The organism is Bacteroides sp. 44_46 (assembly GCF_001915465.1).
GTDB classification, from domain to species: domain Bacteria; phylum Bacteroidota; class Bacteroidia; order Bacteroidales; family Bacteroidaceae; genus Bacteroides; species Bacteroides clarus.
This window is the reverse complement of record NZ_MNQO01000019.1, coordinates 38,438-62,411: the sequence shown is the minus strand read 5'-3', so window position 1 is coordinate 62,411 and position 23,974 is coordinate 38,438. Positions and strand designations below refer to the sequence as shown.

The window sequence follows — 23,974 nt, the reverse complement described above, 5'->3', positions numbered from 1 at the left end:
CTCATGGCCCGTTATCGGCTCTTCATTTAATAAATCTTAAATATTTTCTTTCTCTTTATATACTTTATTAATAACAAGGTGTTTAGTAAAGCTTTATATTTGCAACACGTTTTTTTCATAGAGATTTAGATTTAAGGTTAGAAGAATTGTGGAAGTCGTGAGACTTCCCTTTTTTTATCTTTAAGATTGCCCTCACTATTATAATTTGCAGTAGAGGGCAAAAAAAAGCTCTTTCATGTGAAAGAGCTTTTTTTGTATCTATATATTTTCTTCGTATCAGTTCAGTACGATAGGCTTGTACTTCGGAACTAATGCTTTCATAATACACCATCCGATTAGGTATGCTACAGCGCATACACAGAAGATAACGAAATATCCGGCAGGTTTTCCTTCAAAGCCCATAAATGCCATATTGGTTTCTCCGGCATAAACGAAAAGTTCGCCGGCAACGTATTGAAGTACCATACAACCTATGCCACCTGCCATGCCACCGATACCGGTAACCGTTGCAATAGCGGTTTTCGGGAACATATCGCCTACGGTAGAGAAGATATTAGCCGACCATGACTGGTGAGCTGCACCACCGATACCGATCAGTATAACCGGGAACCAGGGAGAGATAGTGCCCAAAGGTTGTGCCAGCAATACCAACAGAGGGAAGAAAGCAAAAATCAACATGGCGCGCATACGTGCCGCATAAGGATTCAGACCTGTTTTCTTGATAATGATAGTAGGTAGTTTTCCGCCGTAAATTGAGAGCATCGTGATAGCATACAATGTGAAAATCAAAGCTATACCCAAGCCATCGGAAGTTTTGATACCGAACTGTGTGTTCAGATAGGAAGGAGTCCAGAAAAGGAAGAACCACCATACACCGTCAGTCATAAATTTACCAATGGCAAATGCCCAAGTCTGTTTATAGCTGAAACACTGCAGGAAACTCATTTTCTTTTCTTCTGTTTGCGGTACCGCGTTTCCTTCTTTTTCATAATTATCTTGTTCAATGTACTCTAATTCAGCCTTGTTCACATGTTTACTCTTAGCCGGCGCTGTGTACATAAATATCCAGAAACCCATCCAGATGAAACCAAGCACACCGATTACGATAAATGCCATTTCCCAACCCCAGGCTTTTGCCAGCAAAGGAATAGAGAGAGGTGCGATCAAAGCTCCGATTGACGCGCCTGCATTGAAGATGGAAGTTGCGTACGCACGGTCTTTTTTAGGGAAGTACTCAGCCGTAACTTTGATGGCTGCGGGGAAGTTTCCTGCTTCTCCCAATGCGAGTACGCATCGTGCTGCAAGGAAACAGTACATACTGATTGTAGCAATGGTTACAACTACATCACCTGTGGCGCCCATTAATTCGGCCGCGCTGTGCAGCCCTACGAAATGTTCTGTGATAATACCGCAGAAAGCGTGGAGACAAGCTCCTAAAGACCATATGCCGATGGCCCATAAATATCCTTTTTTAGACCCCATCCAGTCTACAAAACGGCCTGCGAACAACATGCAAGCTGCATATACAAATGAAAAGACTGCTGTAATTGTACCGTAATGTGATTCGTCCCAGTGAAACTCCGGTTTGATAAATTCATCCCAGGTAAGTGATAGTACCTGGCGGTCGAGATAGTTAACTGTTGTCGCAAAGAATAACATGGCGCAAATGGTCCAACGATAATTGGACATCTTGCCCAGTGTGTTCTGAATTGTACTCATGATAATAGATTTATTATTTAATGTTGCAAAAATACGCGTTCTCGTGTTATGTGTGTGTGTAATATTTGGTAGAAATCATGGAGAAAATGACAAAAATAGGCATAGTTGCGAACAACCATGCCTATCTCCTTGTCTACGGATATTATTTCATATCTGTGTATTTGATTTCATCTTTATCACTATACTTCAGGTTTTCACCTCCCATACCCCAAATGAAAGTATAGTTGCTGGTACCTGCGGCAGCGTGGATGCTCCATTCAGGAGAAGTGATGGCCTGCTCATTGTGCAACCAAACGAGGCGTTCTTCTTGAGGTTCACCCATTAAGTGGCAGATTGCATTTCCCGGAGCCAGGTTGAAGTAATAATATGCTTCCATACGGCGTGTGTGAGTATGAGCAGGCATAGTATTCCATACAGAACCCGGAGCAAGTTCGGTAAGTCCCATCTGTAATTGGTTTGTACCGCCGTCTTTTACTCTTTCCAAAACATCTTTTACAATCAGCTGGTTTACGATACGGTCGTTGCTGTCCTCCATTTTTCCGTAATGATCGGAGATACCCAGAGCATATTTCTTAGGATTGGCTTTTTGAAGTTTGGCATCGGTTGTAATCAACTGAGTAACGTACGGTTTGTAAGCCGGAGCCGAGTTGATATAAAATTTAGCAGGGTTGGCGGCATCGTTGCTTTTGAAAGTAACTTCTTTGTTACCGCAACCTACATAAAGCGCTTCTTTATATTTCATTGGGTATTCTTTACCGTCTACGGTAACTACTCCGTCACCACCGGTATTGATAACACCCAGTTCGCGGCGTTCAAGGAAGTAAGTGATTTCAGGACCCAGTTCACGGAAGGTTTCCAGTTTCAAAACTTTATTTACAGGCATTGCACCTCCGTAAATCAAACGGTCATAGAGAGTATAAGTAACGTTGATTTCATCCGGAGCCATTACTTTACTCATCATAAAGGCGCTACGAAGACGTTCTGTATCATAGTGCTTTACGTCCAACGGATGGCAGGCAGTCTGCACAGTGTAATTTACTTGGGCGGAAGCCGTAATTGCGGCGGCACCCAACATCAGGGCAATTGCTAATTTTTTCATGTCTGATATAAACTTTAAATATTAATATGCTGTGATTGAATTTTCTTTTATTTAGCGCTTGCTTGGGCTTCTTTTTCGCTACGGATGATGATGCGGCGGTTGATAAGCATCATGGCGATTGCTATCACAACCAGAATTGCAGCACCTGCATACGAGAGTTTTATACCTCTGTATATGGTCCAACCGAAGAAAGAAGCGGCAAAGTCAATGGCTCCACCATCGAAACCTTCGGGAATGTGCGCCGTAGGATCGTGTGTCTCGGCATATACCTGATTGGCGGCCAATGTGAAGTCGGGCGCCATGTCCGTTACGAAGTACAGACCCAATATCAAAGTAATAAGACCGATGATGAGAGTTTTTAACACATTACCTTTGGTGAAGGGCAATATCATGGGGAACAAGTAGAACATACCTGCAAGTGAAGCCAATGGCAGGAACTGGTTACCCGGCAGGAATACGGCAAGCGCCAGAATAACGGGAATCAGGATAACCGACGCCACCAGTGTAGCGGGGTGACCGATAACCAATGCAGGGCTCATGCCGATATGTACTTTCTTACCGTTGAATTTAGCTTTTACCAGCTCCGAAGTCTTTTCGGAGATAGGTTTCAATCCTTCGATAAACAGAGAAGTGATGCGGGGAATAAGTTCCATTACGGCTCCCATCGTAATACCCAGGAAGAGTACTTTCTTGATGTCGAGCTGCGCAGCCCAACCTATCAGCATACCTACGATAACTCCCAATACCAACGGTTCGCCTATTACGCCGAACTTTTTCTTCATGCCTTCTGCATCGATTTCCAGTTTGGAGAAACCGGGGATTTTGTCTAATGCCTTGTTGATAAGTATGGCAAACGGTGTAAAGCTCTGGCAGAAAGGCTGAGGAATGGAGATTCCGTCCAAATCATAGAACTTTTGGAATTTTTCTGCAGTGAGGTCTGCGCAAACCAATGTAATAACGTAGCAGATGATGGCTGCGAAGTAACCCCATGCCAAGTTTTGGCCGGTAACAAAATAGGCCACAGCGCCGATGAAAGCGAAGTGCCAGTAGTTCCACAAGTCTATGTTTACCGTACGCGTGGTCTTAGTGATAAGCATCAGGAAATTAACGCCTAAGCAGATAGGAATGATGAGTGCACCAACGGCGGTATTGTAAGCTACGGCGGCGGCTGCAGGCCATCCCATGTCGAATACATTCAGTTGCAGGTGATACAAATCGGATATGGCTTTCAAGGGAGTGTCAAAGTTTGTTGTCAGCAGGGCGGTGACTACACCTAAACCTACGAATCCGACTCCGACGAAGAGACCTGATTTCAGAGCCTTTCCAAATTTCATTCCGATGCACATGCCTATGATTGTAAAAATAATAGGCATCATTACAGACGCTCCCAAAGCGATGATGTAACCGAAAACTTGTTCCATTCTTTTGTGATTTAATTGATAAATGATTATGTTTTACAATAGTATGAATTGAAAATCGGGGTCAAAAATAAGACCTTTTCCCAATTAATCAAACTGTAAAGGCATAATAAATAGTAAATAAGGATGATTTTGGACAAATTTGTCGTTATCGTGCACAATTTTGTTTGTTTCCGTACACGAAAATCAAAAAATACACCCTCTGCGCCAAAAAGTGCACAGGTGTTTGAAAAGAAACCTCTACTTTTGTTTCGTGAAAAATTATAAGGTCTAATACCAAAAAAGAACAACTTCATGAAAAAGAACTCTATTTGTAATTTTATTGTATCCGGTTTATTGTTGTTTTCTCCTTTGAGTATGTTTGCGCAGGGTGTAAGCACAAACCTGCCGTGGTCGGTACGTATGGTGGAATCCGAAATGATTCGTTGCCCGGAATCCTGGCAGCTGGATTTTCAGCCGAAGCTGAAATGGGACTATTGCCACGGTCTGGAGCTGCAATCTATGCTGGATGTATATGACCGTTACGGTGATCAGAAAATCTATGATTATGCATTGGCCTATGCCGATACGATGGTAAATGCCGACGGAACTATCAAAATGTACAAACGTGAAGAATACAGCCTTGACCGTATAAACTCCGGTAAATTTATGTTCCGTATTTACGAACAGACAAAGGATGAGAAATACAAGAAAGCGCTTGCTTTGATGAGAAGCCAGCTCGATGAGCATCCCCGAAATGCTGACGGCGGTTTTTGGCATAAGAAGATTTACCCAAACCAAGTATGGCTGGACGGTATTTATATGGGAGCTCCTTTCTATGCGGAATATGCTTTCCGTAACAATCGGGTAAATGATTATGCCGATGTCATCAATCAATTCCTGATGGCTGCGCGCCATACTTACGACCCGAAGAACGATGTTTACCGTCATGCTTGCGACGTAAGCCGCAAAGAGCGTTGGGCAGATCCGGTTACCGGACAATCCAAACATAGCTGGGGACGTGCTATGGGCTGGTACGCTATGGCATTTGTCGATGCTTTGGATTTTATTCCGGAACATGAAGCGGGACGTGACTCCATGTTGATTATCTTCAATAAAATAGCTTCTCAGATAAAACGTCTGCAAGATTCCAAGACCGGTTTGTGGTATCAGGTATTGGACAAGAGCGGGGCCCCGGGCAATTATCTGGAATCTTCCTGCTCTACCATGTTTGTATATTCCCTGTTTAAGGGCGTACGTAAGGGATATATCGATAAATCCTATCTGGAAGTGGCTGTTAAAGGATATAAAGGCATTCTTGATAACTTTATAGAAGTGGATAAGAACGGTGTGGTAAGTATCACAAAAGCTTGTGCCGTAGCCGGTCTTGGTGGAAAAGTGTATCGTTCGGGCGATTATGATTATTACATCAATGAAACAATCCGCAACAACGATCCTAAAGCCGTGGGTCCGTTTATTCTTGCATCATTGGAGTGGGAACGTCTTCAGGACGTGAAAGCAATCGTTAATCAGAAGTGATGATGAAAGTTACTGTGAAAACATTGTGTTGCTTTGTGATGACTTTGCTGTGCGGAATCGGTTCTTTATCTGCGGCACAGCAATGGAAAGATACGATTGTGGTTGCACGTGACGGTACGGGAGATTACCGTACGCTGACCGAAGCGATGGAAGGTATCCGTGCTTTCATGGATTATAAGGTGACGGTATTGGTTAAAAAGGGAGTATACAAAGAAAAGGTCGTTCTTCCTTCCTGGCTGGAAAACGTCGATTTTATCGGTGAGAATGTAGAGAATACGATTATTACCTATGACGACCATGCCAATATAAACAAGATGGGTACTTTTCGTACCTATACTTTAAAAGTGGAGGGAAGTTCCATTACTTTTAGGAACTTGACGATAGAGAATAACGCCGCACGATTGGGGCAGGCTGTTGCGCTTCATACGGAAGGCGACCGTCTGGTCTTTATCAATTGCCGTTTTCTGGGAAACCAGGATACCGTTTACACCGGTGCGAAAGGTACCCGTCTCTATTTTCTGAATTGTTATATCGAGGGTACTACCGATTTTATCTTTGGTCCTTCTACCGCATTATTCAAGGATTGCATTATTCATAGTAAATCCAATTCATACATAACGGCCGCCTCTACTCCAAAGGAGATTGAAGTGGGTTATGTGTTTAAGAATTGCAGACTGACTGCTGCTCCGGGCGTCGATAAGGTTTATTTGGGACGTCCGTGGCGCCCGTATGCGGCTACCGTATTTATCAACTGTGAATTGGGCAGGCATATTTGTCCGGCAGGCTGGAATAATTGGCGTAATCCCGAAAATGAGAAGACAGCCCGCTATGCCGAATTCGGCAATACGGGAGAGGGGGCTGATGATACCAACCGGGTGAAATGGATAAAGCGGCTGACCCAAAAGGATGTTGCAAAGTATGAAGATATGAGCTACCTTTTCAAGATATGCAGTGAGTGGAAACCGTAAGCTAAACTTACGGTTTCAGAAAGTCCGCTCTCATGGGGCTGAAACAGTCGATTAATATACCGGCTTCCAGACAAGTGCATCCGTGTTCGGCGTCCGGTTCAATGTAAACTCCGTCGCCTGCCGACACGATTTGTTTTTCACCATTAACGGTGAATTCAAATTTGCCGCTTGCCACATAAGTTGTCTGGGTATGATAATGGGTGTGCGGTGTGCCTACGGCGCCTTGCTCAAATTTAACCTTAACGAGCATTACCTGACCGTCATACCCCAAAATCTGACGAACAACGCCTTCACCGGCGGGTTCCCATACTTTCTCGTTTTCGAGAACGAATGTATTGCTTCTAGTCTTTTTCATTGTGTGGAAGATATTTTATTTTGGCAAATATACGATATTAAATAATAAGTTTGAAAACCATGAAAAATAAATTGATTCTGCTGTTGGCAGCATTTTTTCTGTGTTCCGCTTTCACGGCTGATAAGCCGGTAATCACGATATTTATGATTGGTGATTCCACAATGGCAAATAAGTCGTTGGCGGGCGGTAACCCTGAAAGAGGGTGGGGGCATGTATTGCCCGGTTTCTTTTCAGAAGATATACGGGTGGATAATCATGCTATGAACGGGCGCAGTTCCAAGAGTTTTATTGATGAGGGACGTTGGGACAAAGTTCTTTCACAGATGAAGAAAGGCGATTATGTGTTTATCCAGTTCGGACATAATGACGAGAAGCCGAGAGCAGACCGCCATACAGATCCGGGAACAACTTTCGATGCCAACCTGCGTAAGTTCGTTAATGAAACCCGTGCGAAAGGCGGCATCCCCGTTTTGTTCAATTCCATCGTACGCCGTAACTTCGGCACAGCCGACAATAAAGCCGTAGCAGAAGCTATTCTTCAGGATGATATCCGTAAAGGAATCAACCCTGATGCCAAACAGGATGCTTCTCAAAAACACAGCGTGGTGGAAGGAGACAAACTGATTGATACGCATGGAGCCTATCTGGATTCTCCGCGTAATGTAGCGAAGGAACTGAATGTTCCTTTTATCGATATGAATAAGCTCACCCACGACCTGGTAGAGGGACTGGGACCGGAAGAATCGAAGAAGCTTTTCATGTGGGTACCTGCCAATACTATCTCCGCCATGCCTAAAGGGCGCGAAGACAATACTCATCTCAACATATACGGCGCACGTGTCATTGCCGGTATTACGGTAGATGTCATTGCCCGGGAAGTGCCTGAGTTGGCAAAATATGTTCGCCATTATGATTTCGTGGTAGCGCAAGACGGTAGCGGCGACTTTTTTACCGTACAGGAGGCTATCAATGCCGTACCCGATTTCCGCAAGAATGTCCGTACCACGATACTGGTGCGTAAAGGCGTATACAAAGAAAAGCTGATTGTGCCCGAAAGCAAGATTAACGTCTCCTTGATAGGCCAGGAAGGGGCTGTCATATCATACGACGATTATGCCGGCAAGCCGAACGTTTTTGGTGAAAATAAAGGTACGTCCGGTTCGTCTTCCTGCTATATCTATGCACCCGACTTTTATGCGGAGAATATTACATTTGAAAATACATCCGGTCCGGTAGGACAGGCGGTTGCCTGTTTTATCAGCGCCGACCGCGCTTATTTTAAAAACTGCCGTTTCCTCGGTTTTCAAGATACGCTCTACACCTACGGAAAAGGAATGCGGCAGTATTATGAGGACTGTTATGTAGAAGGTACGGTCGATTTTATATTCGGTTGGTCTACGGCGGTATTCAATCGCTGCCATATCCATAGTAAACGCGATGGTTATGTCACGGCTCCTTCTACCGATGAAGGGCAGAAATACGGCTATGTATTCTATGACTGCAAACTGACTGCGGATGCAGACGTGAAGAACGTTTATCTATCCCGTCCGTGGCGTCCTTTTGCCCGGGCCGTGTTTATTCATTGTGATTTAGGAAAGCATATTCTTCCCGCCGGTTGGCACAATTGGAACAAGAAAGATGCCGAGAAAACGGTTTTCTATGCTGAATATGACAGCTATGGTCCGGGAGCCAATCCTAAATCCCGTGCCGCTTTCTCTCATCAGTTGAAAGACACGGAAGGATATGAAATTGAGACAGTTCTTGCCGGTAGCGACGGTTGGAATCCGGTTGCCAACGGTAATGCGCTGGTAGACATCAAACGTTGATTGATAAAACAAGTCTGAAATGGTAAAGAATAAAACAATTCTGGGAGTTATCACTCTGCTGCTGGGGATGGCATTGACTGCCGCCGCAGAGAATTATCCTTACAGGAGCGATGTGCTTTGGGTAACCGTTCCTAATCATGCCGATTGGCTCTATCGGACAGGCGAGAAAGCTACCGTAGAGGTGCAGTTCTACAAATACGGTATTCCGCAAGACGGCGTGACAGTCAATTACGAACTCGGAGACGATATGATGCCTTCCGATACAAAAGGTTCCGTTATATTGAAGAACGGCAAGGCCGTCGTTACTATCGGTACCATGAAGCAGCCCGGGTTTCGGGATTGCCGTCTGCAAGCCACTATTGGCGGAAAGACTTATAAGCACCATGTAAAGGTAGGCTTCTCACCCGAGAAGCTTCAACCTTATACGAAAACACCTGCCGATTTTGATGAGTTTTGGGATAAGAATAAATCCGAAGCCGCGGCTTTCCCTTTGGCATATACGAAAGAGCGGGTTGAAAAGTATTCCACCGATGAGATAGATTGCTATTTGGTTAAGCTCCGGCTTAACGGCCGCGGACAGAGTATCTATGGTTATTTGACTTGTCCCAAGAATATGCGGAAAGGTGCCTGCCCGGTAGTGCTTTGCCCACCGGGAGCAGGAATCAAAACCATCAAAGCCCCTCTTCGCCACAAATACTATGCAGAGCAGGGTTGCATCCGTTTCGAGATAGAGATACATGGACTCAATCCGGAGATGCCCGAAGCCGAATTTAAGGAAATCAGCAATGCGTTCAACGGCAGAGAGAACGGATACCTGTCCAACGGCTTGGATAACAAGGACAATTATTACATGAAGCGTGTGTATCTGGCATGCGTCCGCAGTATTGATTTCCTGACTTCCTTACCGGAATGGGATGGCAGAAATGTTATCGTGCAAGGCGGTAGCCAGGGTGGCGCTTTGGCGCTGATTACCGCCGGATTGGATACCCGTGTGACAGCATGCGTTGCCAATCATCCGGCTTTAAGCGATATGGCAGGATATAAGGCTGGCAGAGCCGGCGGTTATCCGCATTTCTTCCGTGTGGCCGGCATGGATACTGCCGATAAGCTGAATACAATGGCCTATTATGATGTAGTAAACTTTGCCCGCCGGATAAAGATCCCTACTTACATGACTTGGGGGTACAACGATGATACCTGTCCGCCTACTACCTGTTATATTATATACAATGTATTGGATTGTCCCAAAGAAGCGCTTATTACTCCCGTTAACGAACATTGGACATCCGAAGATACGGAGTATGGACATTTGGTCTGGATAAAGAAACATCTGAAACAGTGATTAACGGTTGGGAGTGTGTCAAAATGTATTTGAACACTCCCAGCCGTTAATCATTGTTTCTCATTTCTTTATTAAAAAACTCCAGCGCCTCCTTTTGCATCTCTTTGTTAAAGAAGTGCTTCTCTTCCCATATTTTAGTGACAAGCCTGTCGCCGGCGTGCCGGCTTTCCCATACTTTCCTCATCGCTTGATACGCATCTTTCACCCCTGCCACCGGGAATAACTTGTCTTTAGCTCCGTTGAAGAAAAGAGAGGGTTTGGGGCACGCGATGCTTGCCGTATGCGGGTAATCCAGATAACGCCTTAAATTTGGAATAAGCATGGAGTAGGCCGAACCGCCTTTGTTCTGATTATTGGTCAGCGTCATCAGATGTTCCGTGGTATTCATCCAGCAGATGGAAGCGGATGCCTTTACACAATCGGTCAGCGCAGCCAACATCCATGAACGGTAAGCTCCCATGGAGAATCCCAAGCAACCGACCTTTTCCTTATCCACCATTGGCAGAGAAGCCAGAAATTCAGCGCTGCGTACATCATCTATATTGATAAAGGCTCCCCAGGACGCCCCCATTTGCATAAAATTGGAAGCCAGTGCCTGTTGCCCGTCATAACTTATCCCTTCCTTTCGTCCGCGTTCTCCCCAAAACAAGGCGTCAATGGATAATACCACATAACCGTTTTGCGCAAAGTAATCCCCTGTATATTGCCCGTCGTAACAACGAACCACCCAGTCTTCGGCATCGGCCGATATTTCCGGTGAAACACCGAAAGGACACACCATTTTCTCTTTGCCGATGGAAAAGTGCGCTCCATGGTCGTGCAGCATTATTATGGCCGGAAAAGGCCCTTTTCCGTCAGGAACCAATAAATAGGCCGGTATGCGAGACCATTCCGAAACATTGAACCATATTTTGCGGGCTTCATATCCTGCCCGTTGCTCCGTTCCGACAACGGACATATCGTACTCTTTGGGAGCGGGAGGCAGATTCTGCATACATTCCATCACCGTTTTCCGTGCTTCCGCTCTCCATTTTCCGAAGTCTTTTGTTGCGGAATTTCCCCATGCTTCGGGATAGGTAAGTTGTTGTTTCAGTTGCTCGTAAAAAGCGGGCATATTCTTTATCACCCCGTAGCTTATTGTATCTGTCTGTGCTTTTACAGTCCGGTTGGCGAAAAGTAAAAAGGAAAAAAGAATAACAAATAGTCTCATGCCGATATTTAAAATAAAAACAAAGATACAAGATTTTTCAACGAAATATGTATCTTTACGCCACAGAATGAATATATTATGAGAAAAATCTTATATCTGATTGTCGGTTTGATATGCGTACTGCCGGTTAAGTCGCAGCCGGACTGCCTGTTTACCCATTATTCATCCGAAGAAGGCCTTTCCCAGAATACGGTAATGTGTATTTTGCAGGACAGGAAAGGGAATATGTGGTTTGCCACATGGGACGGCATTAATAAATTTAACGGATATGTTTTCAGAACCTATAAGGCAAAGTTCGATAACCGGATTAACCTGACGAATAATCGCGCCGACCATATGTATGAAGACAAATACGGCTTCCTTTGGTTGCAGACGTATGATAATCAAGTCTATCGCTTTGATACCCGTTCCGAAACCTTTGAAAGCGTTCCCGCTACGGAGGAGAAAGGCGGCAAAGCGGTCATAGCTTCCGTCAAGGTGTTGCCATGCGGTTCTGTATGGCTGCTTTCGGAGAATGAGGGGGCTATCCGTGTGAAAACGGATCCGGCCACCTATCGTCTCACCTCGGAGTGGTATTCTGACAAATCGGGCTTGTTTCCGGCCACCCATGTATATGATATTTATGAAGACCTTGCCGGAAACGAGTGGATGCTGACCAATAACGGATTGGGGATGCTTGCCGAAGGCAGCCGTGAACTCGTTTCTTATTTTGTGGAAACAGCCAATAAGGAAGAAACGTCCGGCCAAGTCTTTTATACTGCCCGGGAGTGCGGAAATGAAATCTTTTTCGGTTCGGATAACGGACGTGTATGGCGTTATCAAAAGAAAGGCGGGCAATTCCTTTTATTGCAGCTACCCGGTACTTCCCGTATCGTGGCGATAAAGAACATCGATGAGCACGACCTTGTGATTGTGACGGAAACCGATGGATTCTTCACTTACAACATACCGTCCGGAGCAACCGAGCATTATGAGGCGTCCCGTTTGCCAAAAGCGCCGGTACGTTCCATCTATGTGGATAAGTACTCGGAAATATGGTTTGAGCAGGAAGTGCCGGGCACCGTCGCGCATTTCAATACGAAAACGAAGGTCCTGAAAACGGAAGTGATACGTGTGGAGCCTACCAGCACAGACCGTTCGCGTCCGGCGTTTCATGTGCACGAAGATATTTACGGTACGGTATGGGTGCATCCCTATGGCGGTGGCTTTTCGCGTTTTGACAGAGCGAGCAATAGCCTGCGAGCTTTCTACAACGGTTTGTCGGATGCCGACTGGCGTTTTTCCAATAAGATTCATTCGGCTTTTTCTGACAGGCAGGGTAACCTGTGGATGTGTACCCACTCCAAAGGATTGGAAAAGATTACCTTCCAGCCGTCTCTGTTCAGCATGATAACGCCCGAACCTCATCGGTACGAGTCGTTGAGCAATGAGGTACGTGCGTTGTGTGAAGATGCGCGGCACAATCTCTGGGTGGGATTAAAAGACGGCAAGCTAAGGGTTTATGATAAGAACCGTACAGAATACGGATACCTGACGGAAACCGGTGTCGTATCCCGTACGGGAACTCCGCTAAGAGGGAATGTCTATTTTATTTTTCAAGACAGCGGACACAACCTTTGGATTGCCACCAAAGGAGAGGGCTTGGTAAAAGCGGAACCTCAGGGAGAGATGCGCTATAAACTGACACGTTATCAACATCGGAAAGATGATATTTACAGTTTGAGCGATGATAATGTGTATTGCGTCTACGAGGATGATAAAGGTCGTATCTGGGTTGCCACTTTCGGCGGCGGGATAAATTATCTGACCCGCAACCGGGACGGTAAGGAGATATTTGTCAATCACCGCAACAACCTGAAAGGCTTTCCTATCGACAAATGCCATAAGGTGCGCTTCATAACCGGCGACCATCAGGGTAATATATGGATTGCCACTACTGTCGGGGCGCTGATGGTCAACGGTAGTTTCAAAAATCCGGAAGATGCCGTATTCCATCATTATCTGCGTGTGCAGGACGATATGTATAGTTTGAGCAACAATGACGTGCATTGGATTTTGTCCACCCGTAAAAAAGAACTCTATCTGGCCACCTTTGGCGGGGGATTGAATAAACTGCTGTCTGTAAACGCGGACGGCCATGCAAGGTTCCGGTCATACTGCGTTGAGGATGGCCTGCCTTCGGATATATTGCTTTCCATTCGTGAGGATAACGGGGGAAATCTCTGGATGAGCACCGAGAACGGTATCAGTAAGTTTATCCCGGGAGAAGAACGGTTCGAGAATTACGCTGACGAGCGTATCTCGTTCCGTGTACGTTTCAGCGAGGCGGCATCGCTTTATACCTCATGGGGAGACCTCATGTATGGAACGAGCGACGGCATTTTCCTTTTCAATCCGGACTCCACCCGGAAAAGCGGCTACGTCCCGCCGATTGTCTTCTCTAAACTGTTGATATCAAATGAAGATGTGATACCGGGTACGAATTCGATACTGCGACAGAGCCTGGACGATACCCGCAAGTTGACGCTCTCTCACAAGGAGAATATTTTCACCATTCAGTTTGCGGCGCTCGACTATACGGAACCTTCGGAAATACAGTACGCCTATATTCTGGAAGGCTTTGAAAAGGCGTGGAACTACGTAGGCAAGCAACGGATGGCTACCTATACCAACCTGCCCAAAGGCCATTATGTGTTTAAGGTCCGCTCCACCAATGCCGAAGGGATATGGACGGAAAATACGCGCTTGCTCGATATAGAGGTGCTTCCTTCTTTCTGGGAAACTCCTTTCGCCTATTTCCTGTATGTCTTGTTCGTATTGCTGATTATCGTTACAGCCGTTTATATCCTGTTTACAATCTATCGCTTGAAACATGAGGTATCCGTGGAGCAGCAAATGACAAACATGAAACTGCGCTTCTTTACGGATATTTCTCATGAACTGCGTACTCCTTTGACATTGATTTCCGGTCCGGTTGAGTACGTGCTGGCGAATACGCAATTACCGGCGGATGCCCGCGAGCAGTTACAGGTGGTAGAACGCAATACGAACCGCATGCTGCGTCTTATCAATCAGATACTCGACTTCCGGAAGATTCAGAACAAGAAGATGAAAATGCAGGTGCAGCGCATCGATGTGGTGGCTTTTACCCGTAAGATTATGGAGAACTTCGATTCTGTGGCCGAGGAGCATCATATAGACTTCTTGTTTGAGACGGAAAAGGCGGAGCTTTATCTGTGGGTAGATGCGGATAAGTATGAAAAGATTATTTTCAACCTGCTTTCCAATGCTTTCAAGTATACTCCGAACGGAAAGATGATTAAGCTGTTCATCCATGAGGACGAGGAGACGGTTTCCATCGGCGTGCAAGACCAGGGCATCGGTATTGCCGAGAATAAGAAGAAATCAATCTTTGTCCGGTTCGAGAATCTGGTAGACCGTAACTTGTTCAATCCGAGTACGGGCATCGGTCTTTCATTGGTGAAGGAGCTGGTGGAAATGCATAAGGCGCTGATTTCGGTAGACAGTAAATTGGGCGAAGGAAGCTGCTTCAAGATAGACTTTATGAAAGGTAAGGAGCATTATGACGAGGCGGTGGAATTTATGCAGGATGATACAACGGCCGGTCTGGAAATCCGTCGGCAGAATATGGCGGGTACGGAAGAAACCGTTTCCCCGCAACCGCCGGCAGAAGAGGCTCCGCAAGGGCAAGAGGCTGAGGAAACATCCAAAGGCTTGATGCTTTTGGTAGAAGATAATTCCGAACTGCGTATCTTCCTGCGCAGTATCTTCGCTTCCGAGTATCGCATTGTAGAGGCTGCCAATGGTGTGGAGGGGCTGGACAAAGCGTTGAAGTTCCTGCCGGATATTATTATCAGTGACGTGATGATGCCGGAAAAAGACGGTATCGCCATGACCCGTGAACTGCGTGCCGATATGACTACCAGTCATATTCCCATTGTGTTGCTTACGGCGAAGTCGTCCATCGAAAGTAAGCTGGAAGGACTGGAATACGGTGCCGATGATTATATAACCAAGCCTTTCAGCGCTACCTACCTGAAAGCGCGTGTAAAGAATCTGCTTGCCCAACGGCAGAAGTTGCAGGCTCTGTACCGTCAGGACTTGATGCCGGCAGGAGTTGCAGCGCCCGTTCCCGCCTCCGGAGAGCAGAATGACGAGAATATAACGGATGTTCCCGAAGCGGATAAAGCTCCGGTGATGTCGCCCAACGACCGTAAGTTTATGGATAAGCTTGTAGAGCTTATGGAGAAGAATATGGATAATGGTGACTTGGTGGTGGATGATTTTGTTCGGGAACTGGCCGTCAGCCGTTCTGTTTTCTTCAAAAAGCTGAAAACCCTGACGGGTTTGGCGCCTATCGAGTTCATCAAGGAAATGCGCATCAACCGTGCAGTCCAGCTGATAGAAACCGGAGAGTATTCCATGACGCAAATATCCTATATGGTCGGTATCAACGACCCGCGCTATTTCAGTAAATGTTTCAAGCAGAAAATGGGCATGACGCCGACAGAGTATCGGGATAAATCGCTGAGATAAACCGCTATTTCGTATTCAAAATGAACATAAACCGTTTGAATATGTTTTCTTTGAATAATTAGAAACCAAACCATAACTATGATTATATATTTAATTAGTCTGCTTGTTATAGGCTCGGCAATAGCCTGGAGCCTGAAGAAAGCCCCTTCGGATACGGAATTGTGGGGAGAGGATGAACAAGAAAAAGAGTAAAAACGAGAGGGACATCATCCAAATGATGTCCCTCTTCCTTGCAAAGAATGCCTATCTAATATCTTTCGATTTAAATAGCATTATTTTCCTTTCGGTTTATCGGAAACTTCTTAATGCTTGAATTGTTTTTTCCATTCCTTGTACATCTTCAAGGCTTCTACCGGCCAATAACCGTACCAGTCATATCCGGTTCGCCTTTCCGCGTTTACGTCAGACAGTTTCCATACTTTCTCACCGGAACGTTTAGCCATAAACGGCCTGTTGTCAGACAGTTCATAAAAACGGCTCCAGATAGCGGGAGCGGTTTCATCTTTAACCACTACGTTGTCGTAAGGATATTCATGGTTTATGATATCTTTTCCCTGCAATGGAACGCGTTCAATCCGGATACCTTCTATTTTAGAGTTATTGAACCATGCTATCGCCGCTTCTATCGCCTGGATAACCTCTTCCGAGGGATTCTTTATTCCCATGAGAAAGATGGTGATTGCAGTACTTTCCCATGCCGTTAATCCCGGTAGCTCAAAAGTCCTGGCTTTTACGGGAACAAGGGTTTCGTTGTCATATTGTTGTGCCCATGCCGTTTTAACACCATTCTGTACATATTGTGTTTTCAGTACTACGGCAAGCCCCTTATCGTATGACTTCTGTATTGCATTGAGCATACCGGAGTCCAGCCATAAAAAGCTGGAGTCTCCTTGCAGTATGTTTCTGAACAGTTCCAAAGTACCGGTGGTAACATCATCATTAAAAGTAACGGCATCTACATCCCAACCTCTCCAGCCGCCATTGTCCTTTTGTGTGGAGAGCAGATAGCGTAGACCTTTTTCCGAGGCGGCTCTGTATTTCTGTTTCTTGGTTAATGTGTACACATCCGCCAGATACTCTATTTGCGAGAATGTATTCCGGTTGTCAAGCGTACTCCGCTTCTGCCCGTCTTTCAGGCCGGCTTTTATGGAATCTATGTTCAGTACGCCTGCCCAGTCCATGTTTTTCAGCCAGCCGCCGTCTTCATTTTGATATGCAATCAGATTGTCGGCAATCTTCTCGTAATCCTTTTCGGCATAGCGGGCATAGGTACGGTCAGGGTGCAGTAGGTTCCAATGGTGTATTCCGTCCTGCAAAGCATCTAAAGAAGGCGCTTTCTGTGCAAAGACAGCGGCGGGAAATAAAATGCCTATCAGGAATATCTTTAATTTCATCATAGTGCAATTTATTAAAATCCGGGATTCTGTTTTACAGTTTCTTTATTACGGTTGATGGCATCCAATGGGATGGGGCGGAGTATTTTGTAATTGCCGTCATTGCCCACAAAGTCACTGACTTTGATGTTATCGTGATTATATGCGAAACATGCTTGTCCGTCATAAGTGCCATTGGCAACATATTGAATTAAGCGTCCGGTACGTTTCAAGTCCATCCAACGGTGATATTCTCCTGCCAACTCACGCGCGCGTTCGTCCAGAATAAAGTCGATGCCTTGTTCTCCGGTCACATCACTTTCCTGTACCGAGAGGTCATATCCGGCTTCCGTAGCACGTTCGCGCAGCTCGTTAATCTTAACCTTTGCCTTGTCGGGCTGATTCAGTTTTACATAAGCTTCTGCGGCTACCAGATAAGTTTCTCCCAGACGCGCTAAGATGATGTCATGCGTGCTGCCGGTCATAGAAAACGCGGAAGTGGGGTCGTCGAACTTTCTTATACAAGCCACTCCGTAATCATCCGTACACTTATCGGCGTATGCTGTCATATTGCCTTTTCTGTCCTCGCTCATCTCACTCATTTTGATGACAGTCGCATTCTGGCGCAGAGTCGGATTTTCGTTCTTCCAAGCAGTGATGTCAGCATCCGACATCCAGCCGGGAGCATAGAAATACTTAATTGGAGAGGTTGTCGGAGCAGTGTAATAATCATAGTAGAATTTATGCAGTTCCAGCATGAATGTACCTTCATAACGCTTGTCACCTTTCGTAAAGAGATTGTGCAGATGAACGGTCGGCGCAAGGTAACCGGCGTTGTATTTGTTCTTTTCTTCGGCACCGCCTAAGTATACGCCGAATACCGATTGTTGCATATTACCGTCTTTGCTCAAGTCTTCCAACGTAGCGCTGCTGTACTGTACAGACCAGAAGATTTCATCGTTTTCTTCATTGTTGATGCTGAACACATCACTGAAAGCGATGGTCGGTTTTTCTCCGTTTATGGCTTTCTCGGCATATTGGGCTGCATTGGTAAAGTCGTTGCTGTCTGCAAAAGTTTCATAACCTCTTGCCAGGTAAGTTTTGGCGAGGAAATGCATGGCGGCGCGTTTGTTGGCGCGTCCGAAGTTGTCTCCGGTAGCTTCCGAACGTTCCAGCAGTTGTGAGTCGTCGGACGACAGGTAGGCGAACTCATCTATAACGAACTGATAAACGTTTTCGGCACTCTCGCGTGCATGGTTCATTACTGCGGATTCAAACATTGTTGTGTTTAAAGCTACCCCGCCGAAGTGCTGTACCAGTAAGTAATAATAGTAAGCTCTCAAGAAACGCGCTTCGTCTACATATTGCAGTCTTACAGAAGAATCTTCTGTCGATTCGCCATAATATATAACGGAATTCGCCAGTTGTATTCCTTTGTAGCATTCGGTATAAAACTCTTGCACGTCTTTGTCGGCGGAATTGTAAGACGAGCCATACAGACCGATGGCGTCCACACCTTGTTTACCGCCGGCAAACAAGTCCGTTCCTGCGCTGAATACCCAGGGAGCTCCGCCGTAGATGCTTCTTAAAGAAGAATATGTACTGTTCAACAGGCTGTTGAAACCGGTTTTGGTATTATAGAATTCATTTGAGGGAACATCCGATCTGTTATCTTGTTCCAAAAAGTCTGAGCAACTGCTTATGCTAAGTCCTAACAGGCAGGTTGCGATGTATATTGCTTTTTTCATCGTTATCAGGTATTAAAATTTTAAATTGACTCCAACTTGGTATGTACGTGAACTCGGTCCGCCTGTTCCGTCATTTAAGGCGGCATCCGCCCATTCCGGATCAAAGCCCTTATAACTTGTAAAGGTAAACGGATTCAATACATTGACATACAAACGCAAATGGTCTACACCAATCTTGGACATCCAGCTTTTGGGGAATGTGTAACCCAAAGTGATGTTCTTGATTTTCACGAAAGAGTTGTCTACGTAAGAGTTACCTACATAAGTCGTCTGTTTGTCGGTACCCCAACCGATACCGCCGCCATAGTTGTTGTTGGCTGTATTGGTAGGATAAGGATATGCGCCCATGTGAGCTTCCGTAGTTAAGGTATAACCGCTTCCGTCGGCATTGAGCACGGGAGTGCCTGCGGGAATATAATAATCCATTTTCAACTTGTTACGTCCGCGGTCTTTGTAGTTTGTGAATTCGGCCATGAACGGACTTTCTACCATACCGCCTTGTTTGGTATAGATGGAGAAAGAGAAGTCGAAGTTCTTATAGGTCATGTTTGAGGTAACGCTACCTGTCCATTTCGGTAATGCATGGCCTAAAACAACCAAGTCGTTTTCATCAATTACTCCGTAGCCCTCTTCACCGGGTTGCTGCTGGTCTTTCAGCTTCATTTCACCTTCGATGAACTTAGTCTTGATAGCGTCGTTTGTGGCATAAGCCCTTGCCTCTTCGGCAGTACAAACTCCGGCGTATTCATAGTCGTAGATAACGTCGATAGGCTGGCCGATGAACCATTTATTGGCTACTAAGTCTTCTTTGCCGCCGTTCAATTCCAATATTTCGTTTTTGTTCTTGGCAAAAGAGAAAGTAGTGCTCCAGTAGAAATCCTTGGTCTGTACGTTTACTGTGCTTAATGAGATTTCAACACCTGTATTCTTTACCTTACCTACGTTGTTCATCATGGCTCCTGTTGAAGAACCCAGTTCCAGCGGCGTTAATTGTTCCATTAGCAAGTCTCTTGAAACCTTGTTGTACCAGTCGATGCTACCGCTGATGCGATTGTTGAGGAATCCGAAGTCCAGACCGACGTTGATTTCCCTTGTCTTTTCCCAGGTCAGCAAAGTATTGGTAATACCGTTGATGCCGTATCCGTAGGCCGGTGCGCCACCGTAATTATACCAATATTTGGTTCCTGCCAGCGATTGTGTATCATAAGGTCCCACATTGGCGTTGTTACCGGTCAGACCGATACTTGCTCTTAACTTCAGGTTGCTGATCCATGAGAGTTCTTTCGCAAAGTCCTCTTCACTGATACGCCATGCCAATGCCATGGACGGGAAAGCGCCCCAACGGTTATCTTTCTGGAATTTGGAGCTTCCGTCCCAACGGCTGGATACGGTTGCCAAATAACGTCCTTTATAAGCATAGTTCAGGCGGAGCACATAGGAGAGCATGGTCAATTTCTCGTAATAACTGTCTGCATTGCTCAGGAAGCCGGCAGAACCTGTATTATACCAGTCTACATCGAAAGGCATATCGTTGGCGGTAATGGCATCCCCTTCTTTGGTTGCGCTATATACGCTGAACAATGCCAACGCGTTGATACTGTGGTCGCCGAATGTCTTGGTATAATTGGCTTGCGTATCCCAGGTATATGTGAAATAATCAACATTGGTGATAGTAGCCGTATTGTAAGGGTCGCCCGTGCTCGGGTTCTTGGAAGAGAACTGGCTGTCTGTATTCACACCATAGAATTCGCCTCGCTTGCTGCGGTTGTATGTAGGAGAGAATGTGGTTTTCAGAATAACTTCCTTGATAGGAGAGTACTGTAAGTACAAGTTACCCATAACATCGTAACTGCGTGTCTCGTCAGTGGAATTTGCTCTATCCACCAATGGGTTCAATGTAGAGGTGAAACCGCCGCCATCGGGGAATATCACTTCGTCTTTGGCCGGCTGGAGTATTAATTCTCCTTTATTTTCGCCTTCCCAATAGTAAGGAACCCAGTACGGATTTGCACGGAAACCGGTAATAACCGAATTCTTGCTGCCGTAGTCTTTCAGAGAGGTAGAAAGGTTTACCAACGCGCCGATAGAGAAACGGTCGTTGATTTTGTGGTCTATCGCAGCCTTGACATTCCAACGTTCATAGGAGTCGTGCAGGATACCGTCGTCTTTCTGATAACCCAAACCGACGCGGTAAGAAAGATTCTTTGTATTACCGGCGATGTTGAGGTAATGGTTTTGCTGCTGACCGTCCGTGGTTATCAAATCCGGCCAGTCATAATAACCTTTGGTGGCATAAATATCTTTGATTTTGGCGCTGTTATTTCCCCAGAAAGCGCTCCAATCCGTATCTTTCATCTGATAAGTAGGATGTCCGAATTCGTCTGTGGACTTCAGGGTTGTATAACGCTGGAAACGATAGTTGGTCCATTCGTCGCCACTCATGAATTCCGGCATGTTGGCCACGGTTTTGTAACCGTAATATCCGTCGTAAGTTACTTGAACCTTAGCTTCGTCCTTAATGCTCGTTCCGGCTTGCTTGGTTGTAATCATCACGACACCGTTTGTTGCGCGCGAACCATAGATAGCGGTAGAAGAAGCGTCTTTCAGGATGTCGATTTTTTCTATATCGGCAGGGTTCAGGAAGTTCATATTGTCGCACACCACTCCGTCGATAACGTACAGTGGTTCACCGCCGGCCATAGAACTCTTACCGCGGATAGAGATGTTGAATCCTTCACCGGCACGGCTTGAGCTTTGCGAAATGTCCACACCCGCAACCGAACCTTGCAAGGATTCCATAACGGAAGTGGTACCTTTAGCCATAATCTTATCGCTGTTTACACTTCCGACAGAACCGGTCACATCCGACTTCTTCTGTACACCGTAACCTACAACCACCACTTCATCCAATGCTTGCGCATCTTCTTTCAGCGTTACCTTGATATTGCTCTGGCTACCCACTGTAACGGTCTGTGTGATATAACCGATAAATGATACCTGGATTTTTGCGTTGGGCTGTACGCTAAGTTTAAAATTACCGTCGATGTCAGTAATTACACCGTTAGTAGTGCCCACTTCCAATACGTTTGCACCGATAATTGGTTCACCCGTACCGTCGATTACGGTACCTGAGATTTGGTGACCTTGTGCAAAAGCGACTAAACACAACATACTCAATGATAGAGTAGCTAATGCCCTTTTGGCAAGTCTTTTTAGATTCATAAGTTTGTTTTTTATAGTTATTAAATATAGTAAGGCTGACAACTGTAATGAGATGGTTTCATCCGTTATCGAACACAAAAATATGTGATACTCTGTGAACACCATAGTATTTTTTGGTATTCTTTGTGGAAAAATTAGTTTTTACCCCTGAAATTCTTTTGTGCATGACACCCCTTCTCCCTTCATGTCTTCCTATTCATCGGGGTTTGCGGGTGAACCCCTGTTTTGTGAACTTGAGTCGGGAAGTTGCTTGTTTCTTCATGCGAGTGGCACTACCGGATAGAAATTTCCATAGCGTCCGTGCTTCCGCACGAAGCCGTCGGGCACGAGTCGCTGTGAAAAACTGTTTGGATTTGTCCCTCTCATGGCGGCGGGATTTTGCCTTTTCAGTTCTTTGAAGATGTCGGCGGCGGAGAGGTGGATTACCTCTTCTTTTGAGTCCTCAGCCGTTGCGGGGCGGAAGCAACTGTGCAGCACTTCATCTGCCGGGTTGTGATGTCGGAAGGCAAGGTTGTGTTCTTGGAGCTCCTGCTCTTCTTCGGCGGTAAACCAGTAGCGGGCTCCGTCTGCAAGCTCTTGTTTCAGTTGCGCATAGATTTGTTTATGTTCGATGTGGCTGCAATCAATTTTATCCTTTACCTCTACGCATAGGAAACGCCGGCTGCCCGTAGTGTCGGAAAGTAAGTCGAAGCGGTTGCTTGTGCCGATGAAAGAAGCGATGCGGGGGAGATTACGGAAGTTCTTTTGATATGCTTTGCAAAGATTTAAATCAGCCATTTGCATCAGGCTTTTGAGCAGCGGCATTTGCTTGGCGGAGTATTTGTCGAACTCATCAAGATTTAGCAGTCCCATTTCCGACATTTTGCGGGTGACATTACTTCGTGACGTGAGCTCTATTTCGTCCGAATAGTAGCGGGACAGGCTGTCGGGCATCAGACTTTTGCAGAAGGTGGATTTCAGGCAACCCTGCCGGGAACTGACAAGCAGGGGAGCCACGCTGTTGGCATGTTTGCCTGTCCGTCCCGTCCATTGGGCTGCAAGAGCGAGCATCCATGTGTGGAAACCGCTTATCCAGAAGGGTTCGGACGATACGCGGTGTGCCAAATTGTCAATCCGGTCGATACCGTCCCAAGCGGGAAGCTGCTCAAAGTAGAGCAGGAAAGGATGATATTCCGGTACGTATTTGGAAAAAAGAAAGCGGCTGATATCTTTGTCCCAGCATAGGATGCCCCGGGCATGGGCTTCGAGACATAAGGAATTCAGTTCCCGTTTGCCGACAGGGAGGAACGCTTTGTCTGCAATTCCAATGGGGCGGTATTCTGTTTCCTCTGTCAGCCGGTTGTAACGGAAGGCATAGCCGGTTTGCAGGAAGCGGTTAACCTGTTCTGTCGGATTGTATTTCTTTATGCGGGACTGTCTCTCGCGTTTCCGGTTCCTTAATAAAAAGGAGATAAGTTTCATAATACATTTTTTCATCATACACGTTGTTTTTATTGATAGTTTCGTGCCGCGAAGTTACTATCGGGAAACAGCCTTTCGCAAGCCTTTTTCACACTATTATCGCTTGTGGCGTTGAACGTGCCAAGTCCTTGCATTATTGCGTTTTCAATGCGGGATAA

Annotated in this window: 14 protein-coding genes; 5 read left to right on the top strand and 9 right to left on the bottom strand. The window is 45.8% G+C overall.

All coding sequences use genetic code 11. From position 1 onward, the window contains the following. Window positions 1-276: 276 nt before the first annotated feature. The 3 genes from BHV73_RS11400 to BHV73_RS11390 all read right to left on the bottom strand — a co-directional run bounded on the left by BHV73_RS11400 (window position 277) and on the right by BHV73_RS11390 (window position 4,239). Window positions 277-1,719 carry an MFS transporter gene (locus BHV73_RS11400; protein ID WP_087412340.1) on the bottom strand — a complete coding sequence of 481 codons (1,443 nt, stop codon included), beginning with the start codon at window positions 1,717-1,719 and terminating at the stop codon, window positions 277-279. Window positions 1,720-1,861: 142 nt separating this feature from the next. Further along, complete coding sequence (gene kduI, locus BHV73_RS11395; protein WP_009123029.1) at window positions 1,862-2,818, bottom strand: 5-dehydro-4-deoxy-D-glucuronate isomerase; 957 nt, start codon at window positions 2,816-2,818, stop codon at window positions 1,862-1,864. Window positions 2,819-2,865: 47 nt separating this feature from the next. Continuing rightward, window positions 2,866-4,239: a PTS galactitol transporter subunit IIC gene (locus tag BHV73_RS11390; RefSeq protein ID WP_009123030.1), complete on the bottom strand. Its 1,374-nt coding sequence runs from the start codon at window positions 4,237-4,239 to the stop codon at window positions 2,866-2,868. Between the two features lie 291 nt (window positions 4,240-4,530). Between BHV73_RS11390 and BHV73_RS11385 the strand changes: the two genes are divergently transcribed. After that, window positions 4,531-5,754: a glycoside hydrolase family 88/105 protein gene (locus tag BHV73_RS11385; RefSeq protein WP_039951076.1), complete on the top strand. Its 1,224-nt coding sequence runs from the start codon at window positions 4,531-4,533 to the stop codon at window positions 5,752-5,754. Next, window positions 5,754-6,722 (top strand): pectinesterase family protein, encoded by a 969-nt coding sequence (locus BHV73_RS11380; RefSeq protein ID WP_009123033.1) that lies wholly within the window; start codon window positions 5,754-5,756, stop codon window positions 6,720-6,722. Before BHV73_RS11385 ends, BHV73_RS11380 begins: the two co-directional genes overlap by 1 nt. Window positions 6,723-6,729: 7 nt before the next feature. Here the strand turns inward: BHV73_RS11380 and BHV73_RS11375 are convergent, their stop codons facing one another. Continuing rightward, window positions 6,730-7,077: a cupin domain-containing protein gene (locus BHV73_RS11375; protein WP_009123034.1), complete on the bottom strand. Its 348-nt coding sequence runs from the start codon at window positions 7,075-7,077 to the stop codon at window positions 6,730-6,732. A 59-nt stretch (window positions 7,078-7,136) separates the two neighbouring features. On the opposite strand from BHV73_RS11375, the gene BHV73_RS11370 reads away from it, so the two are divergent. After that, complete coding sequence (locus BHV73_RS11370) at window positions 7,137-8,903, top strand: pectinesterase family protein (protein ID WP_087412339.1); 1,767 nt, start codon at window positions 7,137-7,139, stop codon at window positions 8,901-8,903. 19 nt (window positions 8,904-8,922) lie between these two features. Beyond that, entirely contained in the window at window positions 8,923-10,245 is a 1,323-nt protein-coding gene (locus BHV73_RS11365) for an acetylxylan esterase (RefSeq protein ID WP_087412338.1), read from the top strand. 46 nt (window positions 10,246-10,291) lie between these two features. Here the strand turns inward: BHV73_RS11365 and BHV73_RS11360 are convergent, their stop codons facing one another. Continuing rightward, on the bottom strand, window positions 10,292-11,455 hold the full coding sequence (locus tag BHV73_RS11360) for a dienelactone hydrolase family protein (RefSeq protein WP_087412337.1): 1,164 nt from the start codon (window positions 11,453-11,455) through the stop codon (window positions 10,292-10,294). Window positions 11,456-11,533: 78 nt separating this feature from the next. On the opposite strand from BHV73_RS11360, the gene BHV73_RS11355 reads away from it, so the two are divergent. Then, the gene (locus tag BHV73_RS11355; protein ID WP_087412336.1) at window positions 11,534-16,012 is read left to right on the top strand and encodes a hybrid sensor histidine kinase/response regulator transcription factor; all 4,479 of its coding nucleotides are present in this window, start codon (window positions 11,534-11,536) and stop codon (window positions 16,010-16,012) included. A 302-nt stretch (window positions 16,013-16,314) separates the two neighbouring features. On the opposite strand, the gene pelA is transcribed toward BHV73_RS11355, so the two are convergent. From pelA to BHV73_RS11335, 4 genes are all read right to left on the bottom strand, one after another. Continuing rightward, the gene (gene pelA / locus BHV73_RS11350) at window positions 16,315-17,409 is read right to left on the bottom strand and encodes a pectate lyase (RefSeq protein ID WP_009123040.1); all 1,095 of its coding nucleotides are present in this window, start codon (window positions 17,407-17,409) and stop codon (window positions 16,315-16,317) included. Between the two features lie 11 nt (window positions 17,410-17,420). Further along, a complete protein-coding gene (locus tag BHV73_RS11345) occupies window positions 17,421-19,133 on the bottom strand; it encodes a RagB/SusD family nutrient uptake outer membrane protein (RefSeq protein WP_087412335.1) in 1,713 nt (570 codons plus the stop codon). A gap of 12 nt (window positions 19,134-19,145) precedes the next feature. After that, window positions 19,146-22,355, bottom strand: a complete 3,210-nt coding sequence (locus BHV73_RS11340; RefSeq protein WP_039951078.1) for a SusC/RagA family TonB-linked outer membrane protein — start codon at window positions 22,353-22,355, stop codon at window positions 19,146-19,148. Window positions 22,356-22,613: 258 nt separating this feature from the next. Next, window positions 22,614-23,834 carry a VapE domain-containing protein gene (locus tag BHV73_RS11335; protein WP_087412334.1) on the bottom strand — a complete coding sequence of 407 codons (1,221 nt, stop codon included), beginning with the start codon at window positions 23,832-23,834 and terminating at the stop codon, window positions 22,614-22,616. Window positions 23,835-23,974: the final 140 nt, after the last annotated feature.

Bases quoted from the DNA above. Each gene is read 5' to 3' on its own strand.
- BHV73_RS11390 (WP_009123030.1), bottom strand. From the start codon at position 4,239: ATGGAACAAGTTTTCGGTTACATCATCGCTTTGGGAGCGTCTGTAATG.
- BHV73_RS11385 (WP_039951076.1), top strand. From the start codon at position 4,531: ATGAAAAAGAACTCTATTTGTAATTTTATTGTATCCGGTTTATTGTTG.
- BHV73_RS11375 (WP_009123034.1), bottom strand. From the start codon at position 7,077: ATGAAAAAGACTAGAAGCAATACATTCGTTCTCGAAAACGAGAAAGTA.
- pelA (WP_009123040.1), bottom strand. From the start codon at position 17,409: ATGATGAAATTAAAGATATTCCTGATAGGCATTTTATTTCCCGCCGCT.
- kduI (WP_009123029.1), bottom strand. From the start codon at position 2,818: ATGAAAAAATTAGCAATTGCCCTGATGTTGGGTGCCGCCGCAATTACG.
- BHV73_RS11355 (WP_087412336.1), top strand. From the start codon at position 11,534: ATGAGAAAAATCTTATATCTGATTGTCGGTTTGATATGCGTACTGCCG.
- BHV73_RS11345 (WP_087412335.1), bottom strand. From the start codon at position 19,133: ATGAAAAAAGCAATATACATCGCAACCTGCCTGTTAGGACTTAGCATA.
- BHV73_RS11370 (WP_087412339.1), top strand. From the start codon at position 7,137: ATGAAAAATAAATTGATTCTGCTGTTGGCAGCATTTTTTCTGTGTTCC.
- BHV73_RS11335 (WP_087412334.1), bottom strand. From the start codon at position 23,834: ATGATGAAAAAATGTATTATGAAACTTATCTCCTTTTTATTAAGGAAC.
- BHV73_RS11400 (WP_087412340.1), bottom strand. From the start codon at position 1,719: ATGAGTACAATTCAGAACACACTGGGCAAGATGTCCAATTATCGTTGG.
- BHV73_RS11360 (WP_087412337.1), bottom strand. From the start codon at position 11,455: ATGAGACTATTTGTTATTCTTTTTTCCTTTTTACTTTTCGCCAACCGG.
- BHV73_RS11340 (WP_039951078.1), bottom strand. From the start codon at position 22,355: ATGAATCTAAAAAGACTTGCCAAAAGGGCATTAGCTACTCTATCATTG.
- BHV73_RS11365 (WP_087412338.1), top strand. From the start codon at position 8,923: ATGGTAAAGAATAAAACAATTCTGGGAGTTATCACTCTGCTGCTGGGG.
- BHV73_RS11380 (WP_009123033.1), top strand. From the start codon at position 5,754: ATGATGAAAGTTACTGTGAAAACATTGTGTTGCTTTGTGATGACTTTG.